Here is a 16,807-nt window from a genome sequence, read left to right on the forward strand (position 1 = left end):
CTTCCTTAATTTCAGTTTCTACATCTGGCAATCAGTTGGATCAGACAATCGCCCCTGACCAGTAACCATGATGCTGAAATGAATAAAAAGCCTGTTTCGCAAACTATTCTGACGGTATTGGAAACGGTGCCTCGCCCCAGCAATACAGTCCAGCTTGTATCGGAAATCATATCCCAGGAAATGATCACCTCGCAGATAACCGGCAGAGCGCCCAGAAATGTTGGAAGTATCATCAAAGCCTGTACCAGCATCCACAAACCCGCACATCGAACCAATATCCAGGCAATATCCTGTTTGTTCATAGTGACCACCTTAAATGCCCATAATGTTTGTATGAACATATTGACTGGATGAGTGGGGATAAGTTTCTGTGCCTAATTCCAAGGTCTAATGTCAGAAATGGTCAGTAAAGTGGCTGGAAAAATCATAGAGTGCCTTCCGGTCGGGCTGATAGTTTCTTCTTTACAGAGAAGTGCCCCAAGGAGTGACTATGAATAGCCAGAAAATAACGATTCCAACGCCAGATGGCTATTACCTGAAAGGCGAGCTGCTTGAACCTGAGGAAAGCTCCTGCAGAAAGCAGCTGGTCATTATCAACGGTGCCACAGGAGTTCTACAGGGGTATTACCGTCCTTTCGCTGACTTTCTGCGGCAGCAGGGATTCAAGGTGCTGATCTACGACTATCGTGGCATAGGCCAGAGTCAGGAGTGCAAGTATCATGCGCCTGCTCCAACCATGCTTCACTGGGGAGAACGGGATATGGATGCTGTTCTCAATTGGGTAAAGAGTGAATACCCGGATTACCGGATTCATGGGGTAGGGCACTCTATAGGTGGGCAGTTGATGGGGGCTTTGCCTGATAACAATCGTTACGACTCATTCCTGGGGGTTGCCTCCCAACATATCTATTGGCGTAACTGGCCATCCTTTTCCACCCGGATAAAATCCTGGTTCTTCTTTAGAGGGATATTGCCTTTATTCCATAAGAGTATTGGTCATTTACCTGCATGGGTTCTGGGTTCAGAGAAGCTTCCCAAAGGCGTGATTCGGGACTGGGGACGGTTTGGAGGCTCTTCTGCCTACCTCTCAGATGAGAAAGGGCAGCCAATAAGATCAGGCTTCCACAACTATCAGGGACGTCTCAAGCTCTGTGCGGTGAGTGATGATCATATGTTTGCTCCTGAAAACTGTGTACGGGAGCTGGGCAAGCTTTTCACCGCTACTGACGGTGATATTCATGTGCTTAGGCCTGAACATTATCAGATGTCCCGGATAGATCACTTTGGTTATTTCAAAAAAACCATGAATACCAAAGCCTGGGAGGAAGCAGCAGACTGGCTGGCACAATAGAGCCTTTCAGTAGGTGGAAATGGATGCCCGGCCTGAATATCGGAAAAAGAATCTCTCCAGACCGTATGGGTGTGGCAGGAAATCATAAAGCCACAACAGGCTCCTAACTGACCAAGGCATTTGTTGCAATAACTACCAGAATTACTCCGGTCACTTTATTGATCAGTGCTGTGCGCATTCTCAGGTGTTTAAGAATATGGGGCTGGCTGATTGTGACAGCTACCAGCGCATACCAGGCTCCATCAACAATAACTGCTGTCAGGGCAAGGATACTCTGGTAGGCAATCCCTGCTCCCGGAATAACAAACTGGCTGAACAGAGCGATAAAGAAAACGGCAATTTTGGGGTTAAGAAAGGAAATCAGAAAACCCTGTCTGGCGGCTTCCGTAACAGTGAGTTTCGGAGTGCCGTTATTATCGCTGGTAAGATCGCCTGATACGGCAGGTGCAGTGAACGATTTATAACCCAGCCAGGCCAGATAAGCCGCCCCTCCCCAGGTAATAACACGAAACAGTGATGGTGTTTCTGTAATTAGAACAACCAGCCCCGTTGTAACTGCAACAGCATAAATCCCAATCCCAATACAGTGACTGAGACCTGTGACAATGCCATGCCAGCGTGAACCGTTGGTGGTATTGCGCAGAACAACAGCAAGGCTGGGGCCAGGACTCATGGCTCCCATCAGGCAGACAGCAAAGACAGGCAGCCATTGAGCAAAAGACATATCAACAACCGGTTAAATATTGGATGCCAGAGACTGGTGTTGGCAGCCCGGCCATAAGCGTTTTCGTGTGACGCCCACAGCATCTAGTGCTGATTTATTCGGCATGTATCCGTAAGAACCCGGTAGGAAGTGCGGTTCCACCAAGGGTTAAAATTCCATTTTCACCACCATTTGAGCAATGCGATCCTCAACGGTTGGAATACCCAGTATCCGCTCTCCTCCTGATTTCTTTGGGATAGCAACGGCTTTCACAGGTGCCGGAAAGTAACTGCCAGACGACATCCGGTTCCAGAGTTTATACAGGTTAGCCTTTAAAATTAACCAGCGACTGCTCATCAACACCCGCTGCCCCCTTAGCCTTTTTCTGACTACCCAGCTGGATTGCAGCAACGGTCTTGGCTTTCCAGCCTTCAGCAACAGGGAACATTTTTACATCCTATTGCCCAGCAGCGTCGATGCTCACTGCGGCCATGAGCATACTCATCTGTTTCGGTGAAGATAACTTCAGCTAACACGTGGGTCACTTTTTTAGGGGCACGAGTATCTGAAAAGGTTTCGAAACGGGATAGCAGTGCGGAATCGATCATAAAAAAGCAGAGAATAACACTCCTCTTTATGGCGAAATTCTCAAGAATGTGTGCTCAAAAAATGATCATGTTTTGCTCTGCCTTGCTCCTGTTTGCTCTTTAGGCAGAAAAATAGGTATGGTATGGGTTAATAATGCTCTAAGAATAATAAAAAAGTATCAGTATCCATGAGAAGTCCATACGGTTTCGACCTGCGGTCTTTGGATGTTTTTATCCAATTGGCTGAATCCGGCAACATGACAACTATTGCTCAACGGTTGGGAGCCTCTCAGTCGTCAATATCTCAGATTTTGACAGCACTGGAAGATGGTTTAAGCGTACAGTTGCTTGATCGCTCTGTCCGACCTATGGAGCTGACGACTGCTGGCAGATTTCTTTATGACCGAGGTGTCCCACTTCTCAAGCAGGTGAAGAAAACTGGGCAAGATATTCGCTGCGGAGACTTTAAGCGCCTCTTCCATGTCCGTATTGCCCTTGTAGACTCATTAATGAGCGCCATTGGCAAACCTCTTCTTGATGTTGTCGAGCAAAGAACCGGCGAATGGAGTGTACAGACAGGTCAGTCACACGTGCATGCTCATGCCATCAGATCACGCAATACTGATATTATTATTTCTGATGATGGCCTGGAGGATTACAACGGACTTATCCGGCACCGTATTCTTAAAGAACCTCTGCTGTTAATTACCCCCAAGAGCCACTCTCACCATTTGGATAACCTGAATACTCTCGCTAGAGAGCTCCATATGGTTCGGTATACCGATTATTCCCTGATTGGGCAGCAGGTTGAGCGGATACTTCGGCAGCAAGGCATTTCACCACATCCAAGGCTTTACCTTGATAATACCTCAGCCATTTTGAATGCTGTTGCCTCAGGGTGTGGCTGGACAATTACCACACCTCTTTGTCTATACCAACTTGGATCCAGAATTCAGCAACTGGTCAGTGTTGGATTACTTCCCGGTGAGAGCCCCTGCCGTGAACTTACATTAATTGCCCGAGAAGGAGAGCTCGACGACCTCCCCCAGACAATTGCCAATGATGCCAGGCAAATATTGAAAAACAGGTTTTATCCAACCATGACGGAGCAACTGATGTGGCTACAAAATCACATAGAGATAGGATGACACCGCTACACTATTAGTTTTTTTAATAGTATGACGTTAGTACCTGTGATGATATTTGCCTTTCATTTTGTCAAAAACATACATTGCCAATATGCGGCATGCAGTTTACTCAGTTCACCCCAGAGCTTTTTTCCGTGTACTTGAACAAAAAATGAATGTGAGTTCTGCAAATAAAAAATAACAAAAAACAGAATTCCGATAAAAAAAAGGCGCAGATATGCTGAATACCAATACGAGTGGAGTGGAATATGAAAGCGTTAGTGATGACTATCTTGACCAACGCCAACTGAAAAAAGGAGCTGCAGGCTGGATTCTGTTGGCCAGTCTGGGGGTGTCTTATGTTATCTCTGGTGACTTTGCTGGCTGGAATTTCGGCTTAGAGCAAGGTGGCTTTGGAGGCATGCTTCTGGCGACTCTTGCCATGGGAATCATGTACCTTTTTATGGTGCTTTCACTGGCTGAGCTCTCTGCCTCACTGCCAACGGCTGGCGGTGGTTACTCCTATGCCCGTCGTGCGATGGGCCCTTGGGGTGGTTATCTGACAGGCACAGCTATCCTGTTGGAATATGCGATTGCACCAGCTGCAATCGCAGTATTTATTGGTGGATACGTTAATGAGCTGTTTGGCTTGGACGGACCATTGGTTTATGCCGCTTTCTATGCAATATTTGTCGGACTGCATCTTTGGGGCGCAGGCGAAGCTCTAAAAATAATGATGGTCATTACAGCTATTGCAGCGCTGGCTATTGTTGTTTTCTCTCTTGGGCTGATACCACACTTTGACAGTAAGAATCTGTTTGATATTACCGTGAATCTTGATGCAGCAGGTGCGTCTTCTTTTCTGCCTCAAGGATATTTCGGAATATGGGCTGCACTGCCTTTTGCCATGTGGCTGTTCCTGGCTGTTGAAGGTGTGCCTTTAGCAGCAGAGGAATCCACCGATCCTGCGCGCGATATGCCTAAAGGTATTATCACAGCGATGGTCATTCTCCTTGTTTTTGGTGCTTTGGTTCTATTTCTGGCCCCGGGAGCAGCAGGGTCTGATGCCATGAAAGACCATGCAGCCCCTCTGGTGGGTGCTCTGCAGGCTATCTATGGAACCGATTCAGCCCTGGCAACATTCGTTAACGCTGTAGGCTTAGCTGGCTTGATCGCATCATTCTTCTCCATTATTTACGCCTATTCACGACAAGTGTTTGCCCTTTCCAGAGCAGGCTATCTGCCACGATTCCTGTCTGTGACCAATAATCGCAAGGTTCCAGCCATGGCATTGATTATTCCTGGAGCGATCGGCTTCCTGTTATCACTGACTGGCGAGGGTGACCTGATGATCACTATGGCGGTATTCGGTGCCACCATATCCTACGCATTGATGATGTTGTCTCACATTATTCTGCGTGCAAGGGAGCCTGAATTGGAGCGTCCTTATAAGACACCCGGTGGCATCCTTACCTCAGGCATTGCTCTGTTGTTGGCCGTTATAGCCTTTATTTCTACTTTTCTGGTAAATCAGGAAGCCGCGTTCTGGTCTGCTGTTTTTTATGGAATCATGGTTGTCTACTTCGGCGTTTTCAGCCGTCACCACCTTGTCGCCAAAGCTCCTGAAGAAGAGTTTGCAGCCATTGCAAACGCTGAAAAAGAGCTGAACTGATTCAGCACCAAAACAACATATGGCCCTGTGCTGACCCGGTATTCATCTGGATCAACAAGGTGAATACCGGGTCCACAATAAAGATACCAGCGAGAAGCACCCCTTAGAGCTAACAGGCATAAGTGAAAACAATAATAACCGTGGTGTTTCACAACAAGATTTAAAGAGGCTCAGCTGAATGATAAACCCAAGAGATGTACGCACAGTTGAAGAGGCCAGACAGATTGTTGAAGAGCGCGGGCTGACTCATGTGAAGATTGGGCTGTTCGACAATGACGGAGTGATGCTAGGCAAGTACATGAGCAAATCCAAGTTTTTCTCGTCATTGGAAAACGGTTTTGCCTTCTGCGATGTCATTCTAGGCTGGGATTCCAAAGACCAGCTTTACGATAATGTGAAATATACTGGCTGGCACACCGGATATCCTGACGCTCCCGTAAGGATTCTGCCAGACTCCTGCCGCGAAATTCATGCCGAACCCAATATGCTGCTGTTTATGGCTGAGTTTGACAAACAGGCAGAAGCTGTTTGTCCAAGAGGCACTCTCCGCAGGGTAATCGAAAAGTGCAATGAGCTTGGTTTTGAACCATATGCGGCACTGGAGTACGAGTTCTTCCTCTTTAATGAAACGCCAAAGTCAGCTCGTGAAAAAGGATTCCGCGACCTTGAACCAATTACACCGGACTGGTTCGGTTACTCTATTATCAGAAATTCCGTCCATTCGGATCTTTACCACCAAATCCTTGCGATGGGCGAAACCATGGATTTTCCCATCGAAGGCATTCATACAGAAACAGGTCCGGGAGTCATAGAAGCCGCCATTGCGGTTGATAAAGCCGCCAATGCTGCCGATAAAGCGGCTTTGTTTAAAACCTTCCTTAAAGTTCTTGCCCAAAAGAATGAAATGATGGCCACATTTATGGCCAAGTGGTCGGCCGACTACCCAGGCCAGAGTGGTCATATTCATATATCTCTCCAAAATACAGATGGTGGTGGCTCAGCGTTTTTTGATCAGAATAAAGAGCACGGAATCAGCGCTGTTCAGCGCCACTTTATTGCTGGCCAGCAGAAGTTGATGCCGGAATTTCTGGCCATGCTATCGCCAACAGTGAACAGCTATACACGACTCATTCCCGGTTTCTGGGCTCCCACAGATGCAACCTGGGGCGTAGAAAACAGAACAACCGCTTTGCGGGTCATTCCTGGCTCAGCCAAATCCCAGCGTGTCGAGTACCGACTTGGTTCCGCAGATGCTAACCCTTACCTGGCTCTGGCTGCAGCACTGGCATCTGGCCTGTATGGAATCATTAACAAGTGGGAACCAGAACCCCAGGTGAAAGGCAATGCGTATGAGCAGCAGCATTCCTCTGAGCTGGCACTGCCCCGCACACTCTGGGATTCCGCCCAGCGATTTAAAAGCTCAAATGCAGCCAGGGAAATGCTTGGCTCTGAGTTTGTAGAGCACTATGCAGCGTCCCGCGAGTGGGAAGAAAGAGAGTTCCGTAAACATATTACCGACTGGGAAATGGATCGATATTTCGAGATCGTCTGACTTTCGTTGTTTTAATAAGTGAATAAACAAGATGAGCAACTCTATAAAAACAATTTCACCTGTCGATGGCTCTGTCTATGTTGAAAGAGAGCTCGCTTCTAATAGCTCGATTCAAAACACAGTAAACCAGGCCGTCGACTCTCAGAAACTCTGGAGAAGCACTTTAATTCGTGAACGTGCTGCCGTTTGCAAGAAAGCAGTTGCGGCTTTTGTCGCCAAAAAAGACGACATTGCACGTGAGTTATGTTGGCAGATGGGCCGTCCCATCTGTTATGCAGCGGGTGAAGTGTCTGGTTTTGAAGAACGTGCCTGCGCCATGATTTCCATGGCAGAGGAGGCCCTGGCACCTGTTCAAACACCAGATAAACCCGGGTTCCAACGCTGGATAAAGCGAGTTCCACTTGGGACTGTGTTTGTTGTAGCACCCTGGAACTATCCATTTCTAACAGCCATCAATGCCATTATGCCAGCCATCATGGCTGGCAATACGGTTATTCTCAAACATTCTGCCCAGACACCTTTATGTGCTGAACGTATTGCTGAGGCTTTCAATAAAGCGGGTCTTCCCAAAGGCGTTTTTCAATACCTGCACCTTTCCCACCAATCTACTGAAGAGCTGATGCAGAATGATTCTATTGATTACGTCGCTTTTACCGGTTCTGTCGCAGGTGGTGAAATGGTCGAGAAAGCCATAGCCGGAAGGTTTATTGGGGCAGGCCTGGAGTTGGGGGGGAAAGATCCTGCCTACATTCGAGCTGATGCCGACATTGACCAAGCTGTAGAAGTGACAATGGATGGGGCTTTTTTCAATTCAGGCCAGTCCTGCTGTGGTATTGAGCGAATTTATGTTCATAAGGATGTCTACGATAGATTTGTCGACAAAGCCGTAACTCTGGTTAAACAGTACAAACTGGGCCGTTCAGATGATCCGGAAACAACCCTTGGCCCTGTTGTTCGTGCCACGGCTGCAGAATTTATTCGAAATCAGGTTTCCGAGGCGATCGCTCAAGGAGCCACTGCTCATATTGATGCGAATGACTTTCCTCTGGACAGCCCTGGTACCCCTTATCTTGCTCCTCAGGTTTTAACCAATGTCGATCACTCAATGCGTGTGATGACGGAGGAAACCTTCGGGCCTGTTGTTGGTATTCAAAAAGTGCTCTCAGACCAGGAAGCCATAGAACTTATGAATGACAGCGAATTCGGGTTAACGGCTTCTGTTTTCACCAGAGATACCGATGTTGGAGTTGCCATTGGTGAAGAACTGGAAACCGGGACCTTTTTTATCAACCGCTGTGACTATCTTGATCCAGCATTAGCCTGGACTGGTGTTAAGAATTCAGGCCGTGGCTGTACGCTCTCCAGGCTGGGTTATGAGTCTTTGACTCGACCAAAGTCTTTTCATATCAAAGCAACCTGAGAAGTTGAGGTACAAAGAAGACTGTGAATAACAAGACTACAAGTTTGAATCAGTTCACTGCTAACTGGAACTATCCAACTTCCGTACGCTCCGGGATTGATCGCATCCACGAGCTTGCAGATGCCTGTAAGGAGCTGGGCATAAGTTCTCCTCTGCTGGTCACAGATCCAGGGCTTGCGCAACTCCCTCTTGTAGAAAAAGCAGTTGAACTGTGCATGAATACAGATCTGAATTGCAAACTGTTTACTGATATCAAGGGAAATCCAACTGGAAAGAATATTTCTGATGGCGTAGCTGCTTACAAAACAGGGCACCATGACGGCATTATTGCCCTGGGAGGCGGCTCGGCTCTGGATGCCGGCAAAGCGATTGCCCTGATGGCTGGACAGAGCCGTTCTCTTTGGAGTTTTGAGGATGTGGGAGATAACTGGCTACAGGCAGATGCTGATGCCATTGCGCCCATTGTTGCAATACCAACTACAGCCGGAACGGGTTCTGAAGTTGGTCGCGCTTCGGTTATCACCGATGAAGAAAATCAGTTAAAGAGAATAATTTTTCATCCAAAGATGCTGCCTGGAATCGTGATTCTTGATGCCAGACTCACTTCAAGTCTTCCTGCCAAAATTACCGCAGCAACGGGAATGGACGCTCTTTCCCATAACCTGGAAGCTTTCTGCTCACCTTTCTATCACCCCATGGCTCAGGGAATTGCTTTGGAAGGCATTCGCCTTGTTAAAGAATATCTACCCAGAGCCGTTGCCAATGGTTCTGATCTTGAAGCCCGCAGCCAGATGATCGTTGCTTCCAGCATGGGGGCAACGGCCTTTCAGAAGGGGCTTGGAGGAATGCACGCTCTGGCGCATCCTCTTGGGGCTCTTTACGACGCACACCATGGTCTTCTTAATGCGGTTCTTATGCCATATGTATTGAAGGCTAACCGCGAAGCCATAGAGACAGATATCACTCGCCTTGCCAAATATCTACTACTGGAAGATTGTTCTTTTGATGGATTTTTAAACTGGATATTAAATTTACGCCGTGAAATAGGTATTCCAAATAGTCTTGGTGAGATTGGTATTGATGAAGAGCAGCTGGAGAAAGTAGGCCTGATGGCTACCGAAGATCCATCAGCCAGTGGCAACCCTATTACGTTTATTGCTGACCAGTACACCACTATCTGCCGTAAGGCTATTCGTGGTGAACTTTAAGATTTTACCTTTTCTGAATTCAGCAATACCTCTGCAGTTTTGCTGAATTCAGCATTCAAAAGACTTTTTTACACTTATGAAAATTGGAATTTTGCAATGTGACGATGTTCAGGAGCAGTTTTTGGCTGAACACAAGAACTATCCAGAAATGTTTATGAACTTGTTTTTAAAAGAAGATCCTACGTGCACTTTTTCTGTCTACAAGGTGCATGAAGGTGAATTGCCAGCAAGCACGAAAGAATGCCCTGCGTGGATTATTACCGGAAGCCGATATAGTGTTTATGAAAACCTGCCATGGCTTCCTCCCTTCTTTAAATTCGTGCGACAGCTGTATAAAAACAACTGTAAACTGGTTGGCATCTGTTTTGGTCACCAAGTCATCGCACAAGCGCTAGGTGGAAGCGTTTCTCGCTCAGAGAAAGGCTGGGGTGTTGGAATGTCATTTAACCAGGTTACCCATTGTAAGCCATGGATGCAGCCTTCCAGCAAGTCATTAAACCTTATCGTCAGTCACCAGGACCAAATAATGACACTGCCAGACAGTGCTCGAATACTTGCATCCAGTGATTTTTGTCCCTACTACATGGTTTCGTACGATGATCATTTTCTTAGTATTCAGGGGCACCCAGAATTCAGCCATTCATACATCAAGGACTTGATGCTAAGTCGAAAGGGACGAATACCTGAAGAACGAATAGCTGAAGGTTTGAACTCACTTCACACTGAGTCTGATGCTCAATTATCAATACGGTGGATTCTGAAATTTTTGTTCTATGCATCCTCGGAGCGGTGAATGAGTTCGTCAACTGGTACAACCTGGAGCATAAGTACAGTGGTATCAAGTTTCAGACGCCGTTGGACAGACATGCAGGGCAAGAAGAAGGTTGTGAAACGTGAAGAGGTTTATTGCAAGGCGAAAGAGCAACACCCTGAACGATGGGGAAGTCGAGACATCAGAAACTGGCAGTTGCCAGCGGAGGTCTGGCTTAACCCTGAACGGTTAGATAATCAGCAGCATTGTGATTTAGCTGCGGTAATTTGAGGCGACATCTTCCTTGAAAATCACCGCTAACCAAGTAGTTATATCATTGATAATTTCTTGTAATTCTCTGTCTAAAAAGAATAAATTATTATATGGAGCTAAAACATGAAGCCTGTAACCTCTGGAGCTGTAACTGCTTCTTGCTCAGATACTCATCCTCAAGAGTGTATTTGGTCTATTTGTGGTAAAAGTTATAAATGCGATAGTAAAAAGTTATCTGAATCAAAACTGAAAGAAAATTATATCATCGACAGGCATGTTGATAGTGGGTGGTATTCTAAAATATTTCAGGCTCATGATAAAGATTCAAAAAAATGGGCTATCAAAGTAGTAGATAAAGAAAGTTCTTGGGAAGACAGGTTTCAGCAAGATCTAAGAAGCTTCCAAATAACCAAAGGGGAGCCTGCAATTATTCAAAGCCGAGAGAATCATGATTTAGGAAAAACTGGAGTTGTAGTTGTTGAGTGGGCTGACGGTGATATGAGTTGGAGAAAAGGTGTGTTTGAAAACGTTAAATCTGACATGGAGTTTCGACTGTTAGCCAGACAATTATTGGAAGGTATTGAGGTATTAGACAGAAAAAATCTTTATCACGATAGTCTTGGCACGTTTGATTTTTTATATGTAAAAAAAGACGGTCGTGTAAAATTAAGCGCTTTAGAACGAGCTATTGAAAAAGAAGATGCTTCCAATAGCCAAGCACTTAGAGTTGTTTTAGAAGCTCTTTCACCAATAGCAGAAAGAGTTGATCTGAGTGATAACAGTAAAAACCTACTTATTTTATTAGACAGCAATCGGGATATAAAAGCCCGCGACATATTGACACATCAGGCATTTTCTCATCTTTCAGCAGACATGACGCTAGACCTTTAACACCGCCACATACCAAAAATTTCCAGAGGACTGCACCTGCGGCGCAGCCACTGAAATTGGCGTGTGTGCCGAGCATGGCACTTAACTAGGAGCCTGTCGGACTTAACGCGCACCTACTGCGAAAAAGCCGGATTTGGCCAGTTTTTAGAACCACTTTCGTCAAATAGAACCACTATTATCCTCAAGTGCTTCTAAAAACTGGCTCAAACCGGACTTTTTCTCGCTACGGTCGGTTAAGTCCGACAGGCTTCTAGTACATCATTTCCTTGTTTTTGACTTCTGCCAAGGAAAGCAAACTCGAAAATGAGCATGATTTGGAATTTTTCAAATCATGCCTGTCAAATACCATATCCGGCTATCCGCTGAAGAACAGCTCTCACTCAAAGCGCTGGTCAAAAGCAAGGCTGCTCGCCACAAGCGCTTTGAAAAGGTGCAGAGCGCAAGCTTGATGGAGAGAAACAGGCCCAGCTCATTGCTCTGACCTGTTCAGAACCACCTGAAGGCCGTTCAAAATGGACTATGGAACTGTTGGCTGACAAGTTGGCTGACAAGTTGGTTGAGTTGGATATTGTTGAAAGTGTCTCTGATACAACAGTCTGGCGTGAACTAAAAAAAACGAGTTAAAGCCTTGGTAAAAAAAGGAGTGGTGCATACCTGCGAAAGCCAGCGCAGAGTTTGTCGCAAACATGGAGAACATACTGGATGTTTACAAGTTGCCATATGACTCCCAGATTCCCCTTGTTTGCATGGATGAGAACAGTAAGCAACAGGTCAGCGAACATCTGAAGACTGGGCCGTGCAGATCAAACAGCTGGTAGACGTTCATTTTCCAGAAGCCGACCGCATTCAGCTGGTTATGGATAATCTCAATACGCACATTACAGCGTCTCTGTACAAGGCTTTTGAGCCCAAAGAGGCGCGCCGTTTAGCCAGCAGGCTGGACATTCATTACACGCCAAAACATGGAAGCTGGTTGAACATGGCAGAGATTGAGTTGAGCATTCTGAGCAGACAATGCCTGAATCGCCGTATTCCGGATCAGGATACCTTGAGGTCAGAAGTTGCAGCCTGGGAATCCAAAAAAAACACTTGCCAAGCCAAGCCAAGCCAAGCCAAGATGGACTGGAGGTTTACCACCGAAGATGCACGGGTAAAACTGAAGAAACTTTACCCGACAATTTCAGAGAAATGATGTACTAGAGAGGTGAAAGCCCTCTCACCAGGTAACCGGACGAATAACGGGGACTACCCCTACTTGTCCAAAGGTGCTTTTAACGGATTGTCCCCAAATCGTTTTTTCCAATTTCGGGGGATCAGGTCATGAATCAACAACCGGTTAAATATTGGATGCCAGAGAGACTGGTGTTGGTAGCCCGGCCATATGCATGGCTAAACCCTGCAGTTCATCGGATGGGTTGCCATGGGGGGCTGCACCTTTCAGCATGCGATCAATGCGGGCTCCATGGTTGATCATTTCCCGAATCGCTCTTTCGCCATGCCTGTGAATAAAGTTGAGATAGTGTCCTTTACGCTTTTTGAGCATAAACGGCACCTGCCTGTGAGGGCCGGCAACCTGCTCAATCACAGCATCAATCGTCATACCATGGCGCAGACCACTGGCCATATGGTTCGCCAGTCTCAGCTCCCGGGTCAGAGCCCAGAGGATAATAGTCGGTTCTGTACCTTCTGAAACCAGGCCATTGTAAATTCGCAGGCTATGACGGATGTCGCCGGACAGAACAGCATCAGCCAGCCCGAACACATCATAGCGGGCGCTGTCGGAGACGACATTCTGAACGGTGTCGACAGTAATGATTTCAGATCCAGCTAAGAGCTTGAGTCGTTCAATCTCCTGAGCTGCAGCCAACAGGTTACCTTCCAGCAGGTCAGCAAGAAGGGTTATTGCTTCCTGCTCAGCTCTTAAGCCAGCTTTTTTAAGGCGGTGGGCAACCCAGCCCGGCATCTGGTGTGGTTCAACCGGCCAGACCTGTACAAAGCAGCCATGTTTTTCCATGGCAGCAAACCACTTGGTCTTTTCATGCTTTTTGGAAATGCGGCTGGTGATTATCAGGAGAATAGTGTCAGGCGGAAGGTTTTTTGCGTATTCCTCCAGCACCTTTTTTCCATCCCCGATTTTGTCGAAAGCAACTCGTATCTCAATCAACTGCCGGGTTGCAAACAGGGACAGGCTGTTGGCTTCTGCCAGAATTTCCTGCCAGGAAAACCCGGGTTCAACATGATGAACAACCCGGTCGGTAAAGCCATTATCTTTGGCTGCACCTCTGATAGTGTCACAGGCCTCCTCAATTTGAAGAGGCTCATCTCCGGCAATTATGTATACCGGAGCCAGCCCCTTCTGGAGCTGACCTGGCAGTTGCTCGAAGCGAATCTTCATGGAGTCAGAAGACCTTGGGGCTGGTTTTGGGCATTCTGCTCTGCTGCTTTCAATGCTTCACGGGCCTTAACGGTAAGTTCTTCAAGCTGAGAGTTACTCATGGCCGCAATCTGGCGGGTCAGAGAGGTTGCAAGGGTTCTCTGCAGATCCTTCCAGATAGTTTCCAGCTCGCGCTGGGATGCGTTGTACTGATCTTCATAACGCTGATATGTGGCGAACTGCTGCATTTCAATAGGCTGAGTGAGCTTCAGGCCATCAGCATTTTCCAGTTGCCATTTCAGGGTAGCGATAACGTCATAGTCGGTCACAATATTGCCGCCGGAGGTGCTGGCAATCTGTTCCTTGCTATTCAGATCAAGAATAGTGATTTTGTAAGGGGCTTCGGATTTAACCTGAATACCGGTCTGCTCAAGGGAAGTGGCCAGCAGCTTTTGGAAACCCCGATCAGGACTTTGAATAGATAAACTCTCAAGATCAGAAGCAATATCAACCGTACCGCGTAAATGAAAACCACAGGCGGTAACAAACATGGCAAGAGAGGCCACCAGGACCGTTGAGAACATCCGTTGAATTCTGGTCATTGTACACTTTCGCTGTTATTGCGCTGTTAGCGGGATCATACCTGACCGGTGATTATAACCCCGCAGCTGATTTAAGACGATGGATGCAGTGATGTTTGTCTATTTGTAACCAAGCCATCCTTTGATCTGTTTTAGAATGCCCGGTTTTTGAGGTGCTTGAAGGGGCTGACAAAACCCAGAGAAAAAAGGATGACGTGCAATTTCCCTTGGGCCGATGCGATTTTGAGGGTCTGGGTTAAGCATTCCCATTAATAGATTGACTGTTTCATCAATCTGAGCTGGTGGGATGCCTGGCATTGCATGTTGAATTTTTGCTCTTATAAGAGGTTCAGAGTACTCAGAATAAGATCTTTCATAGAGGCTTGCGTATTGTGCTTCTTCCGTTTGCCCAAAGGTGGGTAAATATTTGCTGCCGGTAATCATTTCAAAAAGAATGCAGCCCAGCGAGTATGCATCTGCTGCTGTAGAAACAGGGGGAGCGTTTTTATCCAGAAAACTTAATACAACTTCTGGTGCCATGTAGCCTTGGGTTCCGCCTGCAGCGTAGATTTTTCCTTGACTATAGGTTTTTCTAGCGAGCCCGAAATCTGCGAGCAGAATTCTGCCAGTGACTGGATTAAGCAAGATGTTGTCTGGCTTAAGATCAAAATGAATCACCCCTTTGCCTTGAAGATAAACGAGGGCATCGACAACCTGCCCCATATGCTGTTTGGCTTCTTTGACCTTTTGTTCTGTCGTTGGCAGGGCAGTTCTTTGCGGAATAAGGTTCTTTAGGGTTTTGAGTGTGGCTCCCCCGTTTTCCATATACATTTCTGATTGGTCAGAAACCATGAGTCTTCTGAGCAGCGAGGGCTTTGATGTTTTTACAATGTTGCGGTGTTTGAGCTGAGAAAGAAGCTGTTGCTCATGCCTGAGTTCTTCATCTTTCCCTTTGAGAGCCTGCTTCCTTACAGAAATCGGGCCTGCCCGACCAGGAAATACCGTTTCAGCTTTACCAAATGCCCCTGACCAAGGGTTTTAAGCGGAGACATTTTTCTTGATACTTTTTGAGAATTATCTCCTTTTTCCTGCCGCTTGAGCATACTCTTTGCCGCATCAGGATTTGTTATATGCTTAATTGACCTCTTGTATAGAGACGTATCGCCTTCCCGCTTTTCCTCCAGGGCTTTCTTGAGAAGATCTTTGCCACGAAATTGGGTTTTATCACCTTTCGCTTTTGCAATGATATTGACAACCCACTGCTTCCATTGGCGAGGATCGTAGGCGTGATACTTTTTTTGCGGGGATGTGGTTGGAACTGGGCTGGTTTGCCCCGAACCCTGAGGAGGAACTGAGTTAGTACTCGGCATAATAGAACCCGCATCCGTGCATAAGTCCTATTACTATAGTTCTACAATCCCTGGATTAGTTGAGGGCTGCCCACTCTTCCACTTCTGGCTCGAGCCAGGCATTTTCCAAAGCATCTGAAGCCCAGCTGTGAGATGCTGCCAACTCCCGCAACGTGCGAAGGGCAATAACCTTGGCAACGGGCAGCTCGCTCCAGATTGTTTTGGTCAGACAGCGCCAGTGGTCAGGTTGACGATGTTTGCGATCTGCCAGGTGGGTCTTGCATTCTTCGCAGATCAGCAGGCAGTGATCAATATTCGGCTCTTTGGGCTCGGGGGGGACTTCAAAAGTGACCAGCCGAACACCTGCTGCTTCACACAGCTCACACTTGCTACTTGCCCGGCGGGTAAGATCCTTGCCCAGAAGGCTGAGAGCCTGCTGGCGTTCCTGGTGCTTGATTAATCCTTTAGCCATGATGTGTTCCTTTGCTGAAGGGCAGGTGATGAGAGCATAAGGTGTGCAGCTGAAACTGAAAATATCATCTGCTTGAGTAAGAGGGCACGTTGGGCTGCCCTCTTATTTTGGCTTACAGGCAGACTCTTATTTAAAAGTCAGCATTAGCGTCCTGGAGTTCGCCAATCTCAACACTTTCAACCTGTGAGTTACTCTTCAGCCAGTCAGAGATAAGTTTGCGGTCATCCTCGGTTGCTGACTTATAGCGCTCCATGGGAATGATAAAACCAGAGAACTCTTCAGTTGTGCCGCCACCGCCAAAGATCAGACCATTCTGGTAAGTGGCGGAGTCGAGAAAATCTTCAAAGAAAGAGTCGAGGTCGTCTTCAGAAGAGTTGGCAACGAACTTCAGGTCAATATTGAAACCAAGAACCTGGAATTCTTCGACATAGAGTTTTTTACGCAAACGGCGGGATCGGTTTGTGGCATTTCGTTTAATCATTGGTACTTCCTAAAC

21 protein-coding genes and 1 pseudogene are annotated in these 16,807 nt (G+C 46.9%); 12 read left to right on the top strand and 10 right to left on the bottom strand.

Annotated elements, in window-relative coordinates; genetic code table 11:
• Positions 1–11: 11 nt before the first annotated feature.
• The gene (locus tag M3P05_RS04200) at positions 12–302 is read right to left on the bottom strand and encodes a hypothetical protein (RefSeq protein WP_249698048.1); all 291 of its coding nucleotides are present in this window, start codon (positions 300–302) and stop codon (positions 12–14) included.
• A gap of 188 nt (positions 303–490) precedes the next feature.
• Between M3P05_RS04200 and M3P05_RS04205 the strand changes: the two genes are divergently transcribed.
• Positions 491–1,351 (top strand): alpha/beta hydrolase family protein, encoded by an 861-nt coding sequence (locus M3P05_RS04205; RefSeq protein ID WP_249698049.1) that lies wholly within the window; start codon positions 491–493, stop codon positions 1,349–1,351.
• 103 nt (positions 1,352–1,454) lie between these two features.
• Here the strand turns inward: M3P05_RS04205 and M3P05_RS04210 are convergent, their stop codons facing one another.
• From M3P05_RS04210 to M3P05_RS20880, 3 genes are all read right to left on the bottom strand, one after another.
• Positions 1,455–2,075, bottom strand: a complete 621-nt coding sequence (locus M3P05_RS04210; RefSeq protein ID WP_249698051.1) for a LysE family translocator — start codon at positions 2,073–2,075, stop codon at positions 1,455–1,457.
• Between the two features lie 147 nt (positions 2,076–2,222).
• On the bottom strand, positions 2,223–2,411 hold the full coding sequence (locus M3P05_RS04215; protein WP_249698053.1) for a hypothetical protein: 189 nt from the start codon (positions 2,409–2,411) through the stop codon (positions 2,223–2,225).
• A complete protein-coding gene (locus M3P05_RS20880; protein ID WP_283777673.1) occupies positions 2,380–2,502 on the bottom strand; it encodes a hypothetical protein in 123 nt (40 codons plus the stop codon). Before M3P05_RS20880 ends, M3P05_RS04215 begins: the two co-directional genes overlap by 32 nt.
• Before the next feature lie 327 nt (positions 2,503–2,829).
• Between M3P05_RS20880 and M3P05_RS04220 the strand changes: the two genes are divergently transcribed.
• The 11 genes and pseudogenes from M3P05_RS04220 to M3P05_RS04265 form a co-directional block, all read left to right on the top strand.
• The gene (locus M3P05_RS04220) at positions 2,830–3,789 is read left to right on the top strand and encodes a LysR family transcriptional regulator (RefSeq protein ID WP_249698055.1); all 960 of its coding nucleotides are present in this window, start codon (positions 2,830–2,832) and stop codon (positions 3,787–3,789) included.
• A gap of 217 nt (positions 3,790–4,006) precedes the next feature.
• Positions 4,007–5,440, top strand: coding sequence for an ethanolamine permease (gene eat / locus M3P05_RS04225; protein WP_249698057.1), 1,434 nt, complete (start codon positions 4,007–4,009; stop codon positions 5,438–5,440).
• A gap of 178 nt (positions 5,441–5,618) precedes the next feature.
• Entirely contained in the window at positions 5,619–6,992 is a 1,374-nt protein-coding gene (locus M3P05_RS04230; protein WP_249698059.1) for a glutamine synthetase family protein, read from the top strand.
• 31 nt (positions 6,993–7,023) lie between these two features.
• On the top strand, positions 7,024–8,412 hold the full coding sequence (locus M3P05_RS04235) for an aldehyde dehydrogenase family protein (protein ID WP_249698061.1): 1,389 nt from the start codon (positions 7,024–7,026) through the stop codon (positions 8,410–8,412).
• Between the two features lie 44 nt (positions 8,413–8,456).
• Positions 8,457–9,620: an iron-containing alcohol dehydrogenase gene (locus M3P05_RS04240; RefSeq protein WP_249698063.1), complete on the top strand. Its 1,164-nt coding sequence runs from the start codon at positions 8,457–8,459 to the stop codon at positions 9,618–9,620.
• A gap of 76 nt (positions 9,621–9,696) precedes the next feature.
• Entirely contained in the window at positions 9,697–10,413 is a 717-nt protein-coding gene (locus M3P05_RS04245; protein ID WP_249698065.1) for a glutamine amidotransferase-related protein, read from the top strand.
• Positions 10,414–10,662: a hypothetical protein gene (locus tag M3P05_RS04250; protein ID WP_249698067.1), complete on the top strand. Its 249-nt coding sequence runs from the start codon at positions 10,414–10,416 to the stop codon at positions 10,660–10,662.
• A 105-nt stretch (positions 10,663–10,767) separates the two neighbouring features.
• Positions 10,768–11,535, top strand: coding sequence for a protein kinase family protein (locus tag M3P05_RS04255; protein ID WP_249698069.1), 768 nt, complete (start codon positions 10,768–10,770; stop codon positions 11,533–11,535).
• Between the two features lie 331 nt (positions 11,536–11,866).
• Positions 11,867–12,016: a hypothetical protein gene (locus tag M3P05_RS04260; RefSeq protein ID WP_249698071.1), complete on the top strand. Its 150-nt coding sequence runs from the start codon at positions 11,867–11,869 to the stop codon at positions 12,014–12,016.
• Entirely contained in the window at positions 12,013–12,159 is a 147-nt protein-coding gene (locus M3P05_RS21195) for a hypothetical protein (RefSeq protein WP_408635862.1), read from the top strand. The genes M3P05_RS04260 and M3P05_RS21195 overlap by 4 nt, the downstream gene beginning before the upstream one ends.
• A pseudogene (locus tag M3P05_RS04265) lies at positions 12,147–12,727 on the top strand (transposase); the annotation flags it as partial. The gene M3P05_RS21195 and the pseudogene M3P05_RS04265, both read left to right, overlap by 13 nt.
• A 144-nt stretch (positions 12,728–12,871) precedes the next feature.
• On the opposite strand, the gene holA reads toward M3P05_RS04265, so the two are convergent.
• From holA to M3P05_RS04295, 6 genes are all read right to left on the bottom strand, one after another.
• On the bottom strand, positions 12,872–13,930 hold the full coding sequence (holA, locus tag M3P05_RS04270; protein ID WP_249698075.1) for a DNA polymerase III subunit delta: 1,059 nt from the start codon (positions 13,928–13,930) through the stop codon (positions 12,872–12,874).
• On the bottom strand, positions 13,927–14,511 hold the full coding sequence (locus tag M3P05_RS04275) for an LPS-assembly lipoprotein LptE (RefSeq protein ID WP_249698076.1): 585 nt from the start codon (positions 14,509–14,511) through the stop codon (positions 13,927–13,929). Before M3P05_RS04275 ends, holA begins: the two co-directional genes overlap by 4 nt.
• 99 nt (positions 14,512–14,610) lie before the next feature.
• The gene (locus M3P05_RS04280; protein WP_249698254.1) at positions 14,611–15,468 is read right to left on the bottom strand and encodes a serine/threonine-protein kinase; all 858 of its coding nucleotides are present in this window, start codon (positions 15,466–15,468) and stop codon (positions 14,611–14,613) included.
• Positions 15,459–15,860, bottom strand: coding sequence for a hypothetical protein (locus tag M3P05_RS04285; RefSeq protein WP_249698078.1), 402 nt, complete (start codon positions 15,858–15,860; stop codon positions 15,459–15,461). Before M3P05_RS04285 ends, M3P05_RS04280 begins: the two co-directional genes overlap by 10 nt.
• A 55-nt stretch (positions 15,861–15,915) precedes the next feature.
• Complete coding sequence (locus tag M3P05_RS04290) at positions 15,916–16,311, bottom strand: phnA protein (RefSeq protein ID WP_249698079.1); 396 nt, start codon at positions 16,309–16,311, stop codon at positions 15,916–15,918.
• 130 nt (positions 16,312–16,441) lie between these two features.
• Complete coding sequence (locus M3P05_RS04295) at positions 16,442–16,792, bottom strand: YggL 50S ribosome-binding family protein (protein ID WP_249698081.1); 351 nt, start codon at positions 16,790–16,792, stop codon at positions 16,442–16,444.
• Positions 16,793–16,807 lie beyond the last annotated feature (15 nt).

This window comes from Parendozoicomonas callyspongiae, from assembly GCF_023502345.1.
Classification (GTDB): Bacteria; Pseudomonadota; Gammaproteobacteria; order Pseudomonadales; family Endozoicomonadaceae; genus Sansalvadorimonas; species Sansalvadorimonas callyspongiae.

Excerpts from the sequence above, each read along its gene's own strand:
- M3P05_RS04200 (WP_249698048.1), bottom strand. The coding sequence starts at position 302 with ATGAACAAACAGGATATTGCCTGGATATTGGTTCGATGTGCGGGTTTG.
- M3P05_RS04205 (WP_249698049.1), top strand. The coding sequence starts at position 491 with ATGAATAGCCAGAAAATAACGATTCCAACGCCAGATGGCTATTACCTG.
- M3P05_RS04210 (WP_249698051.1), bottom strand. The coding sequence starts at position 2,075 with ATGTCTTTTGCTCAATGGCTGCCTGTCTTTGCTGTCTGCCTGATGGGA.
- M3P05_RS04215 (WP_249698053.1), bottom strand. The coding sequence starts at position 2,411 with ATGAGCAGTCGCTGGTTAATTTTAAAGGCTAACCTGTATAAACTCTGG.
- M3P05_RS20880 (WP_283777673.1), bottom strand. The coding sequence starts at position 2,502 with ATGTTCCCTGTTGCTGAAGGCTGGAAAGCCAAGACCGTTGCTGCAATC.
- M3P05_RS04220 (WP_249698055.1), top strand. The coding sequence starts at position 2,830 with ATGAGAAGTCCATACGGTTTCGACCTGCGGTCTTTGGATGTTTTTATC.
- eat (WP_249698057.1), top strand. The coding sequence starts at position 4,007 with ATGCTGAATACCAATACGAGTGGAGTGGAATATGAAAGCGTTAGTGAT.
- M3P05_RS04230 (WP_249698059.1), top strand. The coding sequence starts at position 5,619 with ATGATAAACCCAAGAGATGTACGCACAGTTGAAGAGGCCAGACAGATT.
- M3P05_RS04235 (WP_249698061.1), top strand. The coding sequence starts at position 7,024 with ATGAGCAACTCTATAAAAACAATTTCACCTGTCGATGGCTCTGTCTAT.
- M3P05_RS04245 (WP_249698065.1), top strand. The coding sequence starts at position 9,697 with ATGAAAATTGGAATTTTGCAATGTGACGATGTTCAGGAGCAGTTTTTG.
- M3P05_RS04250 (WP_249698067.1), top strand. The coding sequence starts at position 10,414 with ATGAGTTCGTCAACTGGTACAACCTGGAGCATAAGTACAGTGGTATCA.
- M3P05_RS04255 (WP_249698069.1), top strand. The coding sequence starts at position 10,768 with ATGAAGCCTGTAACCTCTGGAGCTGTAACTGCTTCTTGCTCAGATACT.
- M3P05_RS04260 (WP_249698071.1), top strand. The coding sequence starts at position 11,867 with ATGCCTGTCAAATACCATATCCGGCTATCCGCTGAAGAACAGCTCTCA.
- holA (WP_249698075.1), bottom strand. The coding sequence starts at position 13,930 with ATGAAGATTCGCTTCGAGCAACTGCCAGGTCAGCTCCAGAAGGGGCTG.
- M3P05_RS04275 (WP_249698076.1), bottom strand. The coding sequence starts at position 14,511 with ATGACCAGAATTCAACGGATGTTCTCAACGGTCCTGGTGGCCTCTCTT.
- M3P05_RS04285 (WP_249698078.1), bottom strand. The coding sequence starts at position 15,860 with ATGCCGAGTACTAACTCAGTTCCTCCTCAGGGTTCGGGGCAAACCAGC.
- M3P05_RS04290 (WP_249698079.1), bottom strand. The coding sequence starts at position 16,311 with ATGGCTAAAGGATTAATCAAGCACCAGGAACGCCAGCAGGCTCTCAGC.
- M3P05_RS04295 (WP_249698081.1), bottom strand. The coding sequence starts at position 16,792 with ATGATTAAACGAAATGCCACAAACCGATCCCGCCGTTTGCGTAAAAAA.